The organism is Mesorhizobium sp. WSM1386 (genome assembly GCF_055901595.1).
This window is the reverse complement of the sequence record NZ_CM148373.1, coordinates 1,355,085-1,370,763: the sequence shown is the minus strand read 5'-3', so window position 1 is coordinate 1,370,763 and position 15,679 is coordinate 1,355,085. Positions and strand designations below refer to the sequence as shown.

Annotated in this window: 18 protein-coding genes and 1 pseudogene; 9 read left to right on the top strand and 10 right to left on the bottom strand. The window is 63.3% G+C overall.

Annotated features, from left to right (window positions below; all coding sequences use genetic code 11):
- The first annotated feature begins 91 nt into the window (after positions 1 to 91).
- The 3 genes from AC0NIH_RS06690 (at position 92) to AC0NIH_RS06680 (ending at position 1,538) form a co-directional block, all read left to right on the top strand.
- Positions 92 to 613 carry a winged helix-turn-helix transcriptional regulator gene (locus AC0NIH_RS06690; RefSeq protein WP_473462900.1) on the top strand — a complete coding sequence of 174 codons (522 nt, stop codon included), beginning with the start codon at positions 92 to 94 and terminating at the stop codon, positions 611 to 613.
- 76 nt (positions 614 to 689) lie between these two features.
- On the top strand, positions 690 to 923 hold the full coding sequence (locus AC0NIH_RS06685) for a hypothetical protein (protein ID WP_013892611.1): 234 nt from the start codon (positions 690 to 692) through the stop codon (positions 921 to 923).
- 183 nt (positions 924 to 1,106) lie between these two features.
- Positions 1,107 to 1,538, top strand: coding sequence for a GlcG/HbpS family heme-binding protein (locus AC0NIH_RS06680; RefSeq protein ID WP_023763706.1), 432 nt, complete (start codon positions 1,107 to 1,109; stop codon positions 1,536 to 1,538).
- A 9-nt stretch (positions 1,539 to 1,547) separates the two neighbouring features.
- Here the strand turns inward: AC0NIH_RS06680 and AC0NIH_RS06675 are convergent, their stop codons facing one another.
- The 4 genes from AC0NIH_RS06675 to AC0NIH_RS06660 all read right to left on the bottom strand — a co-directional run bounded on the left by AC0NIH_RS06675 (position 1,548) and on the right by AC0NIH_RS06660 (position 4,408).
- On the bottom strand, positions 1,548 to 1,949 hold the full coding sequence (locus tag AC0NIH_RS06675) for a hypothetical protein (RefSeq protein ID WP_023776944.1): 402 nt from the start codon (positions 1,947 to 1,949) through the stop codon (positions 1,548 to 1,550).
- Between the two features lie 154 nt (positions 1,950 to 2,103).
- Complete coding sequence (locus tag AC0NIH_RS06670) at positions 2,104 to 3,063, bottom strand: agmatinase (protein WP_473462897.1); 960 nt, start codon at positions 3,061 to 3,063, stop codon at positions 2,104 to 2,106.
- Positions 3,064 to 3,322: 259 nt separating this feature from the next.
- Entirely contained in the window at positions 3,323 to 3,505 is a 183-nt protein-coding gene (gene rpmF / locus AC0NIH_RS06665) for a 50S ribosomal protein L32 (RefSeq protein WP_008834724.1), read from the bottom strand.
- Positions 3,506 to 3,646: 141 nt separating this feature from the next.
- The gene (locus AC0NIH_RS06660) at positions 3,647 to 4,408 is read right to left on the bottom strand and encodes a biosynthetic peptidoglycan transglycosylase (RefSeq protein WP_031249896.1); all 762 of its coding nucleotides are present in this window, start codon (positions 4,406 to 4,408) and stop codon (positions 3,647 to 3,649) included.
- 79 nt (positions 4,409 to 4,487) lie between these two features.
- Here AC0NIH_RS06660 and AC0NIH_RS06655 point away from each other — a divergent pair, with 79 nt between their 5' ends.
- The 3 genes and pseudogenes from AC0NIH_RS06655 (at position 4,488) to AC0NIH_RS06645 (ending at position 8,672) form a co-directional block, all read left to right on the top strand.
- Entirely contained in the window at positions 4,488 to 5,405 is a 918-nt protein-coding gene (locus AC0NIH_RS06655) for a polyprenyl synthetase family protein (RefSeq protein ID WP_473462893.1), read from the top strand.
- A 55-nt stretch (positions 5,406 to 5,460) separates the two neighbouring features.
- Positions 5,461 to 6,223, top strand: a pseudogene (locus AC0NIH_RS06650) (SDR family oxidoreductase).
- A 109-nt stretch (positions 6,224 to 6,332) separates the two neighbouring features.
- Positions 6,333 to 8,672, top strand: a complete 2,340-nt coding sequence (locus AC0NIH_RS06645; protein ID WP_473462891.1) for a response regulator — start codon at positions 6,333 to 6,335, stop codon at positions 8,670 to 8,672.
- A gap of 18 nt (positions 8,673 to 8,690) precedes the next feature.
- Here the strand turns inward: AC0NIH_RS06645 and AC0NIH_RS06640 are convergent, their stop codons facing one another.
- The 5 genes from AC0NIH_RS06640 to AC0NIH_RS06620 form a co-directional block, all read right to left on the bottom strand.
- Positions 8,691 to 9,443 carry a Stf0 family sulfotransferase gene (locus tag AC0NIH_RS06640; protein ID WP_473462888.1) on the bottom strand — a complete coding sequence of 251 codons (753 nt, stop codon included), beginning with the start codon at positions 9,441 to 9,443 and terminating at the stop codon, positions 8,691 to 8,693.
- Between the two features lie 53 nt (positions 9,444 to 9,496).
- The gene (locus AC0NIH_RS06635) at positions 9,497 to 10,048 is read right to left on the bottom strand and encodes a phosphotransferase-like protein (protein ID WP_473462886.1); all 552 of its coding nucleotides are present in this window, start codon (positions 10,046 to 10,048) and stop codon (positions 9,497 to 9,499) included.
- 28 nt (positions 10,049 to 10,076) lie between these two features.
- Positions 10,077 to 10,931 (bottom strand): lytic transglycosylase domain-containing protein, encoded by an 855-nt coding sequence (locus AC0NIH_RS06630; RefSeq protein WP_473462883.1) that lies wholly within the window; start codon positions 10,929 to 10,931, stop codon positions 10,077 to 10,079.
- Between the two features lie 5 nt (positions 10,932 to 10,936).
- Positions 10,937 to 12,190 carry a flavodoxin-dependent (E)-4-hydroxy-3-methylbut-2-enyl-diphosphate synthase gene (gene ispG, locus AC0NIH_RS06625; protein WP_224686858.1) on the bottom strand — a complete coding sequence of 418 codons (1,254 nt, stop codon included), beginning with the start codon at positions 12,188 to 12,190 and terminating at the stop codon, positions 10,937 to 10,939.
- Positions 12,191 to 12,501: 311 nt separating this feature from the next.
- Positions 12,502 to 12,675 (bottom strand): YdcH family protein, encoded by a 174-nt coding sequence (locus AC0NIH_RS06620; protein ID WP_013892599.1) that lies wholly within the window; start codon positions 12,673 to 12,675, stop codon positions 12,502 to 12,504.
- A gap of 239 nt (positions 12,676 to 12,914) precedes the next feature.
- Between AC0NIH_RS06620 and AC0NIH_RS06615 the strand changes: the two genes are divergently transcribed.
- Positions 12,915 to 13,118 (top strand): YdcH family protein, encoded by a 204-nt coding sequence (locus AC0NIH_RS06615; protein ID WP_013892598.1) that lies wholly within the window; start codon positions 12,915 to 12,917, stop codon positions 13,116 to 13,118.
- Between the two features lie 35 nt (positions 13,119 to 13,153).
- Here AC0NIH_RS06615 and AC0NIH_RS06610 read toward each other — a convergent pair whose 3' ends face one another.
- Positions 13,154 to 13,942 (bottom strand): IclR family transcriptional regulator, encoded by a 789-nt coding sequence (locus AC0NIH_RS06610; protein WP_473462879.1) that lies wholly within the window; start codon positions 13,940 to 13,942, stop codon positions 13,154 to 13,156.
- Between the two features lie 169 nt (positions 13,943 to 14,111).
- On the opposite strand from AC0NIH_RS06610, the gene AC0NIH_RS06605 reads away from it, so the two are divergent.
- Positions 14,112 to 14,942 (top strand): transporter substrate-binding domain-containing protein, encoded by an 831-nt coding sequence (locus AC0NIH_RS06605; RefSeq protein WP_174324795.1) that lies wholly within the window; start codon positions 14,112 to 14,114, stop codon positions 14,940 to 14,942.
- A 70-nt stretch (positions 14,943 to 15,012) separates the two neighbouring features.
- Positions 15,013 to 15,678 (top strand): amino acid ABC transporter permease, encoded by a 666-nt coding sequence (locus AC0NIH_RS06600; RefSeq protein ID WP_013892595.1) that lies wholly within the window; start codon positions 15,013 to 15,015, stop codon positions 15,676 to 15,678.
- The last annotated feature ends 1 nt before the right edge of the window (position 15,679 follow it).

Sequence of the window (15,679 nt, the reverse complement as noted above, 5' to 3'; positions counted from 1 at the left end):
GTATGGCCTCCCGATCCGATTGCATTTTGCAATCGGTTGCACCATAATAAAACTGATACGATAATGCAACTGGTTTTGTGGAGAGAATCGAATGAGCCTTGATCGCCGGTCCGGCTGTCCGATCAACCTGTCGCTGGAAGTGTTCGGCGACCGCTGGAGCCTGATCATCCTCCGCGACATGATTTTCGGCGGCAGGCGCCATTTTCGCGAACTGCTCAACGGATCGATGGAAGGCATCGCCTCCAACATCCTCGCCGACCGGCTGAAGCGGCTGATGGAATTGGGCATGCTGACCAAGGCCGACGACCCCTCGCACAAGCAGAAGGCGATCTACAGCCTGACCGAGATGGCCATCACGCTGGTGCCGATCCTTGCCCATCTCGGCGCCTGGGGTCGCGTCTGGCGGCCGACCAGCGAGGAATTGTCGATCCGCGCCGAGCTTCTGGAAAAGGGCGGACCGCCGATGTGGGAAAAATTCATGGACGAGTTGCGCCATGAGCACCTCGGCGAACCGGCCGCCCCGACGGCCGGCCCATCCGTGCGGGCGACCCTGCAAGCGGCCTATGAGGCCGTCGTCGCCAGCAAGGCGCGCGCCGCCAGCCCGGCCGCGTGACCAACTATTTTCCCCGTTGAGAGGCCGCCTCTGCTACAAGAGGCGGAAAACGCACTTTACGGGATTGGACAGGCTGTTGGTTGAGAACTCCAGGGATACGGCCCGCGCTCGCGCCGATCTGCGCTTCAAGAAGCAGGAAGAAGCAGCGACCGTCCGCCAGAAGGCGATGGCGGAATACGTCGCCGAGAGCGACGCCCGCAAGGCCAAGACCGACAAGCTGCGCGCGCTGCGGCTCGCCAAGGAAGCCGAAGACCTTGCCAACGCGCCGGCAGTGCCCGCCAAGAAGCCCGCCCGCGCCAAGAAAAAGTAACGCACGACGCCGCCAGCAGCTTCGACCTGGTTCTGAACCGAACGATTGTCGATCGCATATCGGGTCCATCTCGCTCCACGGCCGTCCATCACACCGCTTCACGAGAAGCAATTTCAACCGAAAGCGGGATTGCTTCATCCGGCTGGCGGTCGAAGATTGACTCATTTCAAACAGGAGACTGCAATGACCGCACTGCCGCTGGAAAAAGCCAATGACATCATCGCCGCGGCCTTCGCCAAGGGCGCTGATCTCAAGCTCAAGCCGCTTGGCGTCTCGGTGCTCGATGCCGGCGGACATCTGGTCGCCTTCCAGCGCCAGGACGGCGCCTCGTTCCTGCGCCCGCAAATGTCGGCCGGCAAGGCGTACGGCGCGCTGGCCATCGGCATGGGTTCGCGCAAGGTCGAGGCCTTCGCCAAGGAGCGCCCGCATCTCGTCGCCGGCATCTCCGACGTGTCGGGCGGACGCGTGCTGCCGGTGGTCGGCGGCGTACTGATCCGCGACAAGGCCGGTGCCGTCATTGGTGCCGTCGGCATTTCCGGCGATACGTCGGACAATGACGAGGCAGCGGCCATCGCCGGCATCGAGGCGGCCGGCTTCACCGCCGATCCTGGCTAAGGATCGGTCCTAGTTGACGTTGATGTCCCGGCTGGCCGACCGCATCGACACCGCGAACCCGGCCAGCACATCGAACAGCGCGATGATCATCAGCGTGAAGAAGATGGAGTGCGCCGCGCCCTTCACCAGCAGGAACTCGACCAGGAAGGCGACGAAGACCAGCGTCGACAGGAGATGATCCATGATCGAGGCGCTGGTGGTGCGTGCCGACTTCACCATTTCGAGGAACAGGAAGATCAGCCCGATCAATATCATCAGGTCGCCGAGCGTCATCGAGAACACCCCGCCCGACATCATGCGGAACGAGAACACCTCGCTCGCCCACGGATCGTCACCGCCGCCGAAAATTCCGAGCAGTCCTAGATTGTAGAGAATGAAAGGCACGATCAAGAGCGGGACGGCACCGAACATTTGGCGTCTCCATATGGGGCACCTTCTGTAGAATGCGCCGCAGGCACGCCGTCAAGATTTTTCGTGCAAAGCCGCAAACACGGTCGAAGACCGGATGCAACAACCCTGTCAGCCGGTTGTCCGGCTGACAGGGTTTCGGTTCTAGCGCTTGGTTTCAGTTTTGGCGCTTGAATTGACCGGCGCGAACGGCGGCGCCGATGACATTGAGGATGATGTTGCCTGCCGTCATCGACGTGATCTCGTTGATATCGCGTGCCGGCGCGATCTCGACGATGTCGACGCCGGCCACTTCGCCCTTGGCGAACAGCCCCTTGATCAAGTCGATCGTCTGGCGATAGGTGACGCCGCCGGGCGACGGTCCCTCCACCGCCGGCATCACGGCCGGATCGAGACCGTCGGCGTCGATCGTGAGGTAGTAACGGCCGCCATCGGGAATGCGCTCGAGCAGGGCCGCCGTGCCGATATCCTGCCACTGGCCAGCGGTGATGATGTTGGAGCCGTAGGCCCGCGCCGCTTCGACTTCTTCCATGCGGGCGCTGCCCTGGCCGCGAATGCCGAGTTGGAAGATCGCGTCGATATGCGCCATTTCGGATGCCCGTCGGATCGGGCTGGAGTACCCTTCCTTGACGCCGTTGACATTGTCGCGCCAGTCGAGATGGGCATCGATCTGCACCAGCGTGATCGGCCCCTCGCCATCGAGCGCCCGGAAGATCGGGATCGGAATGCCGTGGTCGCCGCCGATGGTGATCGGCAGCGCGCCGGCGGCGCGTATCTTGCGGATTGCCGCCTCGGCTCTGGCGTAGTGCCCGGTGGAATCGGACGCTTCGCCCGGCACGTCGCCGACATCGACCACCTTGACGTCCTGCCCGTCGAACAGGGTGCCGCCAATGTCGAAATCATAGCGATCGAGCCCAAGGCTGATACGTTGCGAGGCACGCCGCACCGCGGTCGGCGCATTGGTCTGGTCGTTGATGGTCTCGTCGATCGTATAGGGCGCGCCGTAAGGCATGCCGATGATGGCGACATCGGCACTCAAACGGTCGAGATCCTCGACCAGCGGAAAGTCCAGGAATGTCTGGAAGACGGTGCGCGGCGTGACGGTCAGCTTGGACATGGGGTCTCCTCTGTTGCCTCGCCTTCGCCATCATCCGCGGCTCGAGCGGCCGGGTCCCGGGTGTTTCAGCCACATGAAATAGTGGCGACGAAAGCGTTCAAACCCCAGTACAGCACCGTCGCTCCGGTGAATATCGCCACCGACGGCCTTGCCTTTGGCATAGGGCGAAGGCCATGCCGGCCCGGACGCCCTCCAAACGCAAAAAGACCGGCCACTGGCCGGTCTTTTTTTGCAACCAAAACCGTGGGAAAAGCTGGTCTCAGCTTTCCTTGGGGGTCAGCACCTGGCGACCGCGATACATGCCGGTCTTCAGGTCGATGTGGTGCGGGCGGCGCATTTCGCCGGAATTCTTGTCCTCGACATAGGTCGGGGCCTTGAGGGCGTCGGCCGAGCGGCGCATGCCGCGCTTGGACGGAGAGGTTTTGCGTTTCGGAACGGCCATGGATATGCTCCACTACATGGTCAAAAGCCCCGCCCGCCCTCGTGAAAGGGCCATGTCGGGGCCTAAATCTGAGAAAGTCGGGTGCCTATACACGCCTGATGCTGTTTTGGCCAGCGCTGCCGTGAATTTTTTTGAGCAAGCCTACCGGAGACAACCGACATAGGCACCGGAACGGCCGGCCCTGCGTTCGATCAGATTGGCAAGCCTTCTCAGACCCGGCCCGGGTTTCGCCGGGTTGCGGGCGATCGGGTTTGGCAGTGTGACGGCCAGAAGTGCCGCCTGCCGTCTGGACAGCTGTTTTGCCGAAACGCCGAAATGGTGCTGCGCCGCGGCCTCGATGCCATAGATGCCCGGTCCCCATTCGGCGATGTTGAGATAGATCTCCATGATGCGCCGTTTCGACATCACCGCGTCGAAGTAGACGGCCAGCGGCAGTTCGACGACCTTGCGCACCGAGCCCAGCGGCCGCGACCACAGGAAAAGGTTCTTCACCGTCTGCATGGTGATGGTCGAGGCACCGCGCGTCGCCTCGCCGGCCAGCGCGTCGTCGACGACGCCCCTGAGTTCGCCGAGATCGACGCCGCGGTGGAAGCAGAACTGTCCGTCCTCCGACATGATGACCGAATGGGCCAGCACCGGCGCGACATCGTCGATCGATACCCAGCGCCGGTCATAGCCGGAGAATGTCGTCAGATCCTTCAGCATCAGCGTCGACACCGGATGCACGAAGGGTGGCAGGTAAAGAAAGGTGAATACCACCGGGATGAGCGCCAGTACGGCGGCCACGACGATGCCACGCCGGACCCAGCGCCTGAGACTGCGGCGGTTCACGCCGCGCGATCTCGGCGCCATGTCCAGCTTTTCGGTTTCATGATCGACGATCGGTTCCGCCAAGCCGCCCAACCCGTGCTTCTCCCTGCCCCCGGCATAATGGCGCTTGCCTTCTTGCGCAACGTCTGAGTGTCGGCTACCGCTCCCGGCCATGACGAATGACGACGAAATGGCGTTCGAAATGGCGCTCATCAGGCGGGCAGCCGCCGTCGAGGTGCTGCTGCGGCGGCTGCTCGACGACCGTCCGCTTACAGGTGAGATCGCGCGGCCCGGCCGTCTGATGGCGGCGATGCGCCATGGCGTGCTGAACGGCGGCAAGCGCCTGCGTCCGTTCCTGGTGATGGAAAGCGCGGCGCTTTTTTCAGCCGATGGCGAGGCGGCGCTGCGCGTCGCCGCGGCACTTGAATGCGTGCACTGCTATTCGCTGATCCATGACGACCTGCCGGCGATGGACGACGACGATCTGCGCCGTGGCCAGCCGACCGTCCACAAGGCCTTCGACGAGGCGACCGCGATCCTGGCCGGCGATGCCTTGCTGACGCTAGCCTTCGACATCATTGCCGGCGAGGCGACAGTGCTGCCGGCCGAGCGGCGGGCAGCCCTTGTGCTGGCGCTCGCCCGCGCCGCGGGAGCCGGCGGCATGGTCGGCGGCCAGACGCTCGACCTCGAGGCCGAGCGCACGTCGCCGGACGAAGCCGGCATCATCCGGCTGCAGGCGATGAAGACCGGCGCGCTGATCCGCTTCGCCTGCGAGGCGGGCGCCATCATCGCCGGCGCTCCGGCCGAAGACCGCGAGCGGCTGGCCGAATACGGCTCGGCCGTCGGCCTTGCCTTCCAGCTTGCCGACGACCTGCTCGACCTGACGGCCGACGCCAGCCAGATGGGCAAGGCCACCGGCAAGGACGCCGCCGCCGGCAAGGCAACGCTGGTTGCGCTGCACGGGACGAACTGGGCGCGCAGCCAGTTGCACGGGCTTGTCGAGCAGGCGCACGCATTGCTCGAACCCTATGGCGAGAACGCAGCCTTGCTGAAGGCCGCCGCCACATTCGTCGCGACGCGGAACAACTGACGGGCGGCCGCCGATATCGGGACCGCATGGCGAGAACCAACGGAGATCAGCGTAGATGTCATCCAATCTGTTCGATCTCGCCGGGCGCCGGGCGCCGGGCGCTGGTAACCGGCTCCTCGCAAGGCATCGGGTTCGCTTTGGCCAAAGGGCTGCGCCAAGCCGGCGCCGTGGTGATCCTCAACGGCCGTGACGCGGAAAAGCTCGACGCCGCGGCAGCGCAGATCCCCGGAGCGGAAACGCTCGCCTTTGACGCCACCGACCACGACGCGGTCCGCTCCGCGATCGACAGTTTCGAGCTGTCAGGCGGGCCGATCGACATATTGGTGAACAATGCCGGCATGCAATTCCGCACGCCGCTCGAGGACTTTCCCGCCGACGCGTTCGAACGCCTGCTGCAGACCAATGTCGCCAGCGTCTTCCATGTCGGCCAGGCCGTCGCCCGGCACATGATCCGTCGTGGGCGCGGCAAGATCATCAACATCGCCAGCGTCCAGACGGCGCTTGCCCGCCCCGGCATCGCGCCCTACACGGCGACCAAAGGCGCGGTCGGCAATTTGACCAAAGGCATGGCGACGGACTGGGCCAGGTTCGGCCTGCAATGCAACGCCATCGCGCCCGGCTATTTCGACACGCCGCTGAATGCCGCACTGGTCGCCGACCCGGCATTCACCGAATGGCTTGAAAAGCGCACGCCGGCCGGCCGCTGGGGCAAGGTCGAGGAGCTGGTCGGGGCCTGTGTCTTCCTCGCCTCCGATGCCTCGTCCTTTGTCAACGGCCATATCCTCTATGTCGATGGCGGCATCACGGCATCGATCTGATCTCGCTCCTCCGTTGTCGAGCAACTCGCCGGTCCGCGCGAACGAAATCTTAATGTAAATGAAGCGTAATCCCGACCATTAAAATAATGCGTATGTGTTGGGGTTGCGCATGCCGGAATATTCTTCCTTCATCCGATTGGTCCGGATTCGTTATCTTTCAGGATTGTTGGCCTTCGCGCTGGCTTCGGCCATCATCATTTTCGCGCTCAATCGCGTCAATTCCTTCCGCCATGAGGTCGATGCGCTGAGCGCCAATCTCGTGATCTTCACCCGCGACCTGCGCAACGCAACCAGCTTCTCCGAGACAACCAGCTCCGCCTGGCGGGCAGAAACACGCGATGCCCTGACCACCGCGGCGCGTGGCCATTCGGAGCGCCTGACCGGCGAGATCGAGACACTGAGCGCGCAGCTCGCCGCGATCCGCTCGCGCCTGTCCGTAGGGACCCTGAACGAGCTCGAAGCGGCCTCCGTCAACGGCGACCTGTTCTGGTCGCCGCGCGACATGGTGCGCAACTTCAACCTGATGTCGGTGGCGCAAAAGACCGACGAATGGAGCTCCCGCGAAATCCGCAACCAGAACGATCTGTTCGTCCAGCCCATGCTGGTCCGCGTCCGCACCGCCATGGATGAAGAGCGTCACCTGGCCGATATCGCCAGCGACCGGCTGCTGCTCTGGGCGAGCGGCCTTTTGTTCGCGGTCCTGGCCGTCGTCGCCTTCTGGATCTTCCGGCCGATGGAACAGGCGATCCGCCGCGCCTTTGCCCAATCGGCCGAATCCCTGTTCAAGGCCGAGGCCGCCGACCGTGCCAAGTCAGAATTCCTGGCCAATATGAGCCACGAGATCCGCACGCCGATGAACGGCGTGCTCGGCATGGCCGAACTCCTGGCCAAAACCGAACTGACCGCTCGCCAGAAGACCTTCACCGACGTGATCGTCAAATCGGGCAACGCGCTGCTCACCATCATCAACGACATTCTCGATTTTTCCAAGATCAATGCCGGCCAGCTGACGCTGGACCCCGCACCCTTCCGCCTTTCCGAAGCGGTCGAGGACGTGGCGACGCTGGTATCGGCGCGCGTCGCCGAAAAGAACCTCGAGCTGATCGTGCGTGTCGACCCGCGCCTGCCGGCCTATGTCGTCGGCGACGCCGGCCGGTTCCGGCAGATCGTCACCAACCTGGTCGGCAATGCGGTGAAGTTCACCGAGAAGGGCCATGTGCTGATCGATGTCGGCGGCGAGACCGTCAACGGCGTCGTCCAGCTCAAGCTGCGTGTCGAGGACACCGGCATCGGCATCCCGGCCGAGAAGCTGCAGAACGTGTTCGAGAAGTTCGCCCAGGTCGACGGATCGTCGACCCGCCGCCACGAAGGCACCGGGCTTGGACTTGCCATCGCCGCCCGTCTCGTCGACCTGATGGCCGGAAAGATCGGCGTCGAGAGCGAGATCGGCCGCGGTTCGGTGTTCTGGTTCGCAGTGCCGCTGCCCCTTCACACTGCCCAGGCGCGCGACGAGATCGTGCCGGTGGACGTCACCGGCGCACGCGTGCTGGTCATCGACGACAATCCGGTCAACCGCGAGATCCTGCTCGAACAGCTGAGGAGCTGGAGCTTCGACTGCGCCGCCGCCGAAAGCGGTGCGGTGGGGCTGGCCTTCCTCGACCGCGCCTACCAACTGGGTGCGGCCGTCGACTGCATCATCCTCGACTACCAGATGCCCGGGATGAACGGTGCCGACGTCGCCCGGGCCATTGCCGCCGACAGCCGGCTGTCGGCCATTCCTATCGTCATCCTGACCTCCGTCGACCAGGTCGATTTCGGCAAGATGATCATCGACTTCGGCATTGCCGCGCATCTGACCAAGCCGGCGCGTTCCGCGATTCTGCTCGGCACCGTCATCTCGGTCGTCCAGAAGGCCCGCTCCCAGGTCGGCAAGGCGCAATTCACGCGTGAGCCTGTCCAGCCTCAGCCCCAGGCGGCACCGCTCCCCTTCACCGTCATCCGTGGCCCCGCCTTGCCCGTGGTCCCGGCGCCGGAATCGACCGCCACGCCGAACGGGCCGATCGACATCCTCATTGCCGAGGACAATGACGTGAACCAGCTTGTGTTCGGCCAGATCCTCAACGGCCTGGGCCTCAGCTACCGCATCGCCGGCAATGGCCGTACGGCGGTCGAGATGTACCGGTCGCTGCGTCCCAGGCTGATCCTGATGGACGTCTCGATGCCCGAGATGAACGGCTATGAAGCGACCCTCGCCATCCGGGCGATCGAGACCTCTTCGGGCGGCCACATCCCGATCATCGGCGTCACCGCGCATGCGCTGAAGGGCGACCGGGACAAATGCATCGAGGCCGGCATGGACGACTATCTGCCCAAGCCGGTTTCACCCGATCGCCTCGGCGCCAAGATCGGCACATGGCTGAGCGAGACGGTGGTGGCCAAGACGGCCTGAGCACCCTCCGTCGACACCTCAGACGGCTGCGTCCACATGAAAGCGGTGCATCCAGTCCAGGCTCGTCTCGTCGGAGAGCTTTGCGACGCCCGGCCGCACCGCCTCGGCGTCAGGCGCTTGAACGCCCAGGGCTTCGCAGATGGCTAGCAACGCCGCGGCCGGATCGGCGGAAAGGCGCTCATAGGCTACCCGCAACGGGGTGACGCCGTGTTTTGCGAACCATGTGTTCCAGGCCGCGTCATACGCTTCAAGCTCGGTGAGCTCGCCCTTGATCCGCTGGAAATCATACCGAGGTTGCCCGGGAATTCCGACCCTCTCGATTTCGGTTCCGTCGGGCGCGACATGCCAAAGGCCGGTCTGCTGCGCCTTCACCAGCGAGACAGCCTGCGCCAGCTTGTCCTCGCGCGACAGGTGTATGTAGAGGATACGACCAAAGGCCTTTTCGAAGCGCGCTGTGTCCGACGCAAGCCCAGGAAAAATCCTGTCGAGGATCGCCGAAAGCTCATCCAGGTTTTCGCGCATCAGGCGCAGGCCGAAGATGCCTGTCCCGCCCTTCCCTGCAGCGATTGCCGCTTCGAGATAGGCAACACTGAATTCGAGCTCGTCCATCGTCTCGCGGGCTGGCAGTTTCCACTCCTGCGCCCACTCCGGCAAATCCTGCCGCCGGTAGAAGGAGTGGGGATCGCCTGATGCCCCGGTGGAGGCCAGCAGCTTGCACAGCAAAGTGCTCCCGGTTCTCGGCGTGCCGCAGATAATATAGGCGTCGAACATATGGCCGCTCTTGTCGTGTTTGAGGCAGGGCAAGCCCGGCAATCGATCGCCGCCTATAGTCGAAATTGTTGCTGGATGCGACGGGCGCATTCGAGCGGCGTGAGCACGCTGGTGTCAACTTCGAGGTCGTAGCGTATTCCCTTGTGCACACGCCCATATTGCCAACGTGCCAGGCCGGGCAGCCGGTCGGCCCGTTGGGTTTCGCGGGCTTCCAGAACGTCCAGCGGCGCCATGACGCCGACCCGATGGAGATCGAAGGCCGACAGCAGCTCGACATATTCCGATATTTCGCCGTTGCACAGCACGTCGTCGACGATGAGGTTGTTGCCTTGTCCGGCCATGGCTGCAACGGCGTGGCGCATGCCGCGCAGGGTCCGTGCACCGATCGGTCCAGTCTTGATCACGACCGAAGGCTTGCCGTCCTGCCGGATGGTTTCATAGGAAAAGCCATCGGCATGGTCCTGCAAGGCATCGGGCAGCATCGCGATGAAACTGTCCATCTGGACATGCAGGAATGGTTCGGCGGTGATCTGCTGCAGCGCCCTGGCAATCGAGGATTTGCCGGCACTGCCGACGCCGTTGAGCAGAACGATCCTGGCTGGCAATTTCAACCGCCTCCTTCAGTCCTGTCGGCTATCGGTTGCGCACCACCACGCAGGCTCCGCCGACACTCTGCAGTTTCTGGCAGATGAGATTGGCGTCGGCGCGGTCATTCACCCCGATCCTGACGGCATAGATGCCGCGCCGGCCGATCGGCGTACGCACACGGCTCACCACCGGATCATGGCCGCTGAGCAGGGCCGGGAAACGGCCTCTCACCCGCAGCCATTGGCCGATCGCCGCGCTGCGGCGGAAATTGCCCGCCACCTGGACGCCCCACGGCTTGACGTTGATCGAAGCCATCGCGACGGTCCTCGACATGATCACGGGCAGCTTGCGGCAGGCGGCGGCAAAATCCCTCTTTGCGTCGAGGGGTTCGATCTTACCGGCATAGGCACGGTCGGTGAACTTGTCGACCGGCTCGCCCATGACGTCGAAGACATAGCTCTCGGTCTCCATCGGCAGGAAACCGCCCGAACCCAGCCAGCGCGACACCCGGCTTTCGCCGGCATTGTAGGCGGCCGCCGCCAGGCCGAGATTGCCGTAGCTGGTTTTCATTTCGGCCAGGTATTTCGCCGACGCCGGGATCGCCTGGTTGATGTCGAAGGAATTGGCGAGCCCGCGCATCTTGGCGGTGCCCGGCATGAACTGGGCGATGCCTTCGGCGCCGACGGGGCTGACCGCGTTGGGATCGAACCGGCTTTCCTTCCAGATCAGCCGGGCGAAGAAATCCCGGGGCAGCCCGTTCTGGTCGGCATGGGCCTGGATCAGGTTGCAGACCTTGTCGATCAGCCTTTGCTTGGCCGATTGCGGCGGGTCCGCCTGAACCATCGTCGACCAGGCCAGCCCGCATAGGGAAATCAGCGCCACCCAGAGGAAACGCTGCATTTGCCCTACTCTGCCGCGGCCTTGCCGCCGCGACCGAACCTCTGCTCGATATAGTCGGCGACCATTTTCTCGAAATCCGATGCGATCGACGGCCCTCGCAATGTCGCCGCCTTCTTGCCGTCGACGAAGACGGGAGCCGTCGGCGTCTCACCGGTGCCGGGCAGCGAAATGCCGATATCGGCATGCTTGGATTCACCCGGGCCGTTGACGATGCAGCCCATCACCGCGACCTTGAGGTTCTCGACACCGGGGTATTTTTCACGCCACACCGGCATGTTCTTGCGCAGGTCCGCCTGGATGTTCTGGGCGAGTTCCTGGAACACGGTGGAGGTGGTGCGGCCGCAGCCGGGGCAAGCGGCGACGATCGGCACGAACTGCCGGAAACCCATGGTCTGCAGCAGCTCCTGCGACACCTGCACCTCACGCGTGCGGTCGCCATTCGGCTCCGGCGTCAGCGAGATGCGGATGGTATCGCCGATGCCTTGCTGCAAGAGGATGCCCATCGCGGCGGACGAGGCGACGATGCCTTTCGAACCCATGCCGGCTTCGGTCAGGCCGAGATGCAGCGCGTGGTTGGAGCGGGTGGCAAGTTCGGTATAGACCGCGATCAGGTCCTGCACGCCGCTGACCTTGGCCGACAGGATGATCTTCTCGCGCCCGAGGCCGATCTCTTCGGCCATCTCGGCCGACAGGATCGCCGACTGCACGATCGCCTCGCGAGTGACTTCCTGCGCGGTCAGCGGGAAACCCTTGTCCTGGTTGTCGTCCATCAGCTGGGTCAAAAGCTCCTGGTCGAGCGAGCCCCAGTTCACCCCGATGCGTACCGGCTTGTCGTACCTTATCGCCATTTCGACAATCGCCGCGAACTGCCGGTCCTTCTTGTCCTTGAAGCCGACATTGCCGGGATTGATGCGGTATTTGGCAAGCGCCTCGGCGCAGGCCGGATGGTCGGCCAGGAGCTTGTGGCCGATATAGTGGAAGTCGCCGACCAGCGGCACGTTGATGCCAAGCCGCAGCAAGCGCTCGTGAATACGCGGCACGGCGGCCGCGCTCTCGTCGCGGTCGACGGTGATGCGCACGATCTCGGAGCCGGCGCGGTGCAGCGCCGCGACCTGCGCGACCGTCTGGTCGATGTCGGCTGTATCGGTGTTGGTCATCGACTGCACGACGACCGGCGCGCCGCCGCCGACGACCACGCCGCCGACATCGACGCCGACCGAGGTGCGGCGAGGGAAGGGAAAGGAAAAATATCCGGTCATGCCGGCAGCCTTTTGTCTCTGAAGCCCCATGCGTCCACTTGGACACACGAACGCTCCCCGGGGCCGATACGCTGAAGTTCGGGCATGAGGTGGATGAGCAAAGATGGCTTGTCAATGGCGACAGGTCGCCACTGGCAGCAATTGATCCCCGCCGGGGACCTGAAACGGTCCACGACCCGGGGTCAAAAGCGAGACCGGAAAGGATATTAGCTGCGGCTCATGGTGGAGCGGTGAAAATTAAAACTCACACCGGCGGCGCTTGCCGCCGGCAAGGAAAACCGCAAGTAACGAGCGGCTATATCAGGTGAGCGTCAATGCGTGGTCGCCCTCAGTTTTTCAATCTCGTCCTTGAGTGCCAGCTTGCGTCGCTTGAGATTCACGATTTCGAGGTCGTCCACCGACGGGTGGTTCATCGCGTCATCGATCTCGCGTTCGATGTCGCCGTGTTTCCGCTGCAACTCATCAAGATGGGATGCAAGAGACATGATTGGTTCTCCCTTTCATGGTTTCCTCGATTGCAGCCGTCAAAGGCACGTCCACCGCAGGTCGCTTCTGTGACGGCACGATGACACTGTGCCACCTTCCGGCTGGGATGTCGAATGCTGCGTGGTAGCATTCCACGACAATGTGAAATGTGATATGGCCTGCGCGCCGGTGGCAGAAATTGCCGCCCCCGCCCAATCAGGCCCAGTTTTGGGCGCCGCAGACGTGCAGACGGTAGAGAATGTCCGATCAGGAACAGGCCGATATTCGCCTCGAATTTTCCCGGCTGAAGCAGGAACACGCCGATTTCGACGCGGCGATCAACGCGATGATCGCCATGGGTTGTGATCCGCTGCAAATCCAGCGCATGAAGAAGAAGAAACTGGTCCTCAAGGATCGGCTGATGGCGTTGGAAGACAAGATCATCCCCGACATCATCGCTTGAGCCGCGGGCACCAAGCGTTCTCCATCACGTTTGGCCTATCCGGCGATCGATAGCCTGGCGGCGCGGTCGCGCAGCAGGCCGATGAGGCTGGCGGTCCGCTCATCGGTGGTGTCGATGGGAACCACCAGGCACATCGTCGCCTCGACCTTGCCCGGCGCTGAAAAGACCGGCACGGCAAGGCATTTCGTATAGGCATCGACTAGCCCCGAAGTGACGCAGTAGCCGGTGACCCGCGCCTTTGCGATGTCGGCGACGAAATCGTCGAGCTTGAGCTTGCGCCCGTCGGGCAGTACGAGATCGTCGTCCGACACCATGGCTTCGATCGCGACCCTGTCCAGCCCCGTCAGCAGCAGCCGCCCCGAAGCGGTCCACGGCAGCGGTATCTGCAGGCCAGTCGCCGAACTGATGCGGAACGGCCTGGTGCCAGGGCTCGCGTGGACGATGGTGTAGCGGCCACTTTGCAGCATGCACAGTTCCGAGGTCTCGCCGGTCTCGCGCGACAGATTGTCGACCTCCTGGCGCCCGCGCCGCATCAGGTCGTTTCCGCGCACATAATCCATCCCGTAGAGGTAGAGCTTCTTGCCGAAATAGACGCGGTTGCCGTCGCCTTCCATTTCCAGTAGGCCGGCGTCGACCAGCGACCGCACCAGCGTGTAGGTCGTCGAGCGCGGTGCGTTCACCCCCTTGGCAAGGTCGCCGATGCCGATGGCGCGCTGTGTCGTATGAAGAAACTCCAGGATTTCAAGCACCCGGTTGAGGCCCTTTTCCCGGGAGCCTGAAATCTTCTCGCCGGCTGAAACAGCCAGGGCATTGGTATCTTGCATTGTCAATTCCTGATGTTAGTATCTGTCTTGTACAGGATACATACGTCTCTTGTAAGAGACAATCGCTGTGAAAACAATGACGTGTCTTGCCTGTGCATAGGGGAACACAACACGAAAGGAGGTCGCCGTGAACGACACATCCGGAAGACGTGATTTTCTGAAATTGGGAATGGCGGGACTGGCGACGGCCGGCGTTTTGGCAACCGTCGATGCCCAGAAGGCCGCCGCCCAGGCAGCGTCCGACAGCTTGCTGCGCACCGTGCTCGACCGCGGCAAGCTCATCGTCGGCACCGGCAGCACCAACGCGCCCTGGCATTTCGAAAACGATGCCGGCGAGTTGGTCGGCATGGACATCACCATGGGGCGCATCCTGGCCAAGGGCCTTTTCGACGATCCGACCAAGGTCGAGTTCGTCATGCAGGATCCGGCGCAGCGCATTCCCAACGTCACCACCAACAAGGTCGACATCACCATCCAGTTCATGACGATGACGGCGCAGCGCTCGCAGCTGATCAACTTCACCAGGCCGTATTACGTCGAAGGCGTCGCCTTGCTGACGCTTCCCAACGCCGAGAACAAGACCTTCGACAAATTGCTTGCCGGCGGTTCGGCGACGCGCATCTCGATCCTGCAGAACGTCGATGCGGAAACTTCGGTCCATTATGCCTTGCCGCAGGCGCAGGTGATGCAGATCGACACCCAGGCCAACGTGCTGCAAGCCCTGGAATCCAAGCGTGTCGATGCGGCCGCGGTCGATCTCTCCACCGTGCGCTGGCTCGCCTCGCGCAATCCCGACAAATATTTCGATGCCGGCAAAAGCTGGTACTCGATGCTCTATGGCGCGGCCCTGCGGCAAGGCGATCTCGATTGGCTGACCTTCGTCGACCAGACCTTCACCATCGCCATGTTCGGCCATGAATCAGCGCTCTACGACGCTGCCTTCAAGGACTATTTCGGCCAGGAGCCGCCGGCGCGCCACCCGGGCTTCCCGGTCATCTGACCCAGCAGGCGGAGGGGCGGCATTCGCCCTTCCGCTTTTCTTCCGACGCCCTTCACACCGAGGCGGAAGCATGGGCTATGCCCTCAATTTCAACCTGATCTGGCGGCATTTCGACAAGCTTTGGGGCGGCCTGCTGCTCAGCCTCGAGCTTGCCGTGATCTCGATCGCCATCGGCGTCGTCATCGGGCTGGTGCTCGCGGTCTGGTATGTCTCGGCCGGACGCGTGGTGCGGGCGGTGATCGCCGCCTATGTCGAATTCATCCGCAACGTGCCGCTGATCCTGCTGGTCTATCTCGTCTTCTACGGCTTGCCGACCGTGGTCGACCTCGCCTACAGCGCGCCGACCTCGTTCGTCCTGACGCTGTCGGTCTATAGCGGCGCCTATCTGGTCGAGGTGTTTCGCTCGGGCCTCGAAGCCGTCCCGCGCGGCCAACTCGATGCCGGCAAGGCGATCGGCCTGACACCGTGGCAGAGGCTGCTGCATGTGCGCCTGCCGACCATGCTGCGCATCACGCTGCCGGCGCTGTCCAACACCTTCATATCGCTGTTCAAGGACACCTCGATCGCCTCGGTCATCTCGGTGCCGGAGCTCACCTACGGCGCCCAGTGGATCAACTTCAACACCTTCCGCATCGTCGAGGTCTATCTGGTCACCACGGCGATGTACCTGGTCACCGGCTATGCCCTGCTTTTCGCGCTCAGGCTCGTCGAGCGCCGGTTCAGGGCGGCGCGCTGAC

What these genes read in the sequence shown, in the direction of transcription:
- AC0NIH_RS06690 (WP_473462900.1), top strand. Translation starts at nt 92, where the DNA reads ATGAGCCTTGATCGCCGGTCCGGCTGTCCGATCAACCTGTCGCTGGAA.
- AC0NIH_RS06680 (WP_023763706.1), top strand. Translation starts at nt 1,107, where the DNA reads ATGACCGCACTGCCGCTGGAAAAAGCCAATGACATCATCGCCGCGGCC.
- AC0NIH_RS06675 (WP_023776944.1), bottom strand. Translation starts at nt 1,949, where the DNA reads ATGTTCGGTGCCGTCCCGCTCTTGATCGTGCCTTTCATTCTCTACAAT.
- AC0NIH_RS06670 (WP_473462897.1), bottom strand. Translation starts at nt 3,063, where the DNA reads ATGTCCAAGCTGACCGTCACGCCGCGCACCGTCTTCCAGACATTCCTG.
- rpmF (WP_008834724.1), bottom strand. Translation starts at nt 3,505, where the DNA reads ATGGCCGTTCCGAAACGCAAAACCTCTCCGTCCAAGCGCGGCATGCGC.
- AC0NIH_RS06655 (WP_473462893.1), top strand. Translation starts at nt 4,488, where the DNA reads ATGACGAATGACGACGAAATGGCGTTCGAAATGGCGCTCATCAGGCGG.
- AC0NIH_RS06645 (WP_473462891.1), top strand. Translation starts at nt 6,333, where the DNA reads ATGCCGGAATATTCTTCCTTCATCCGATTGGTCCGGATTCGTTATCTT.
- AC0NIH_RS06640 (WP_473462888.1), bottom strand. Translation starts at nt 9,443, where the DNA reads ATGTTCGACGCCTATATTATCTGCGGCACGCCGAGAACCGGGAGCACT.
- AC0NIH_RS06630 (WP_473462883.1), bottom strand. Translation starts at nt 10,931, where the DNA reads ATGCAGCGTTTCCTCTGGGTGGCGCTGATTTCCCTATGCGGGCTGGCC.
- ispG (WP_224686858.1), bottom strand. Translation starts at nt 12,190, where the DNA reads ATGACCGGATATTTTTCCTTTCCCTTCCCTCGCCGCACCTCGGTCGGC.
- AC0NIH_RS06620 (WP_013892599.1), bottom strand. Translation starts at nt 12,675, where the DNA reads ATGTCTCTTGCATCCCATCTTGATGAGTTGCAGCGGAAACACGGCGAC.
- AC0NIH_RS06615 (WP_013892598.1), top strand. Translation starts at nt 12,915, where the DNA reads ATGTCCGATCAGGAACAGGCCGATATTCGCCTCGAATTTTCCCGGCTG.
- AC0NIH_RS06610 (WP_473462879.1), bottom strand. Translation starts at nt 13,942, where the DNA reads ATGCAAGATACCAATGCCCTGGCTGTTTCAGCCGGCGAGAAGATTTCA.
- AC0NIH_RS06605 (WP_174324795.1), top strand. Translation starts at nt 14,112, where the DNA reads ATGGCGGGACTGGCGACGGCCGGCGTTTTGGCAACCGTCGATGCCCAG.
- AC0NIH_RS06600 (WP_013892595.1), top strand. Translation starts at nt 15,013, where the DNA reads ATGGGCTATGCCCTCAATTTCAACCTGATCTGGCGGCATTTCGACAAG.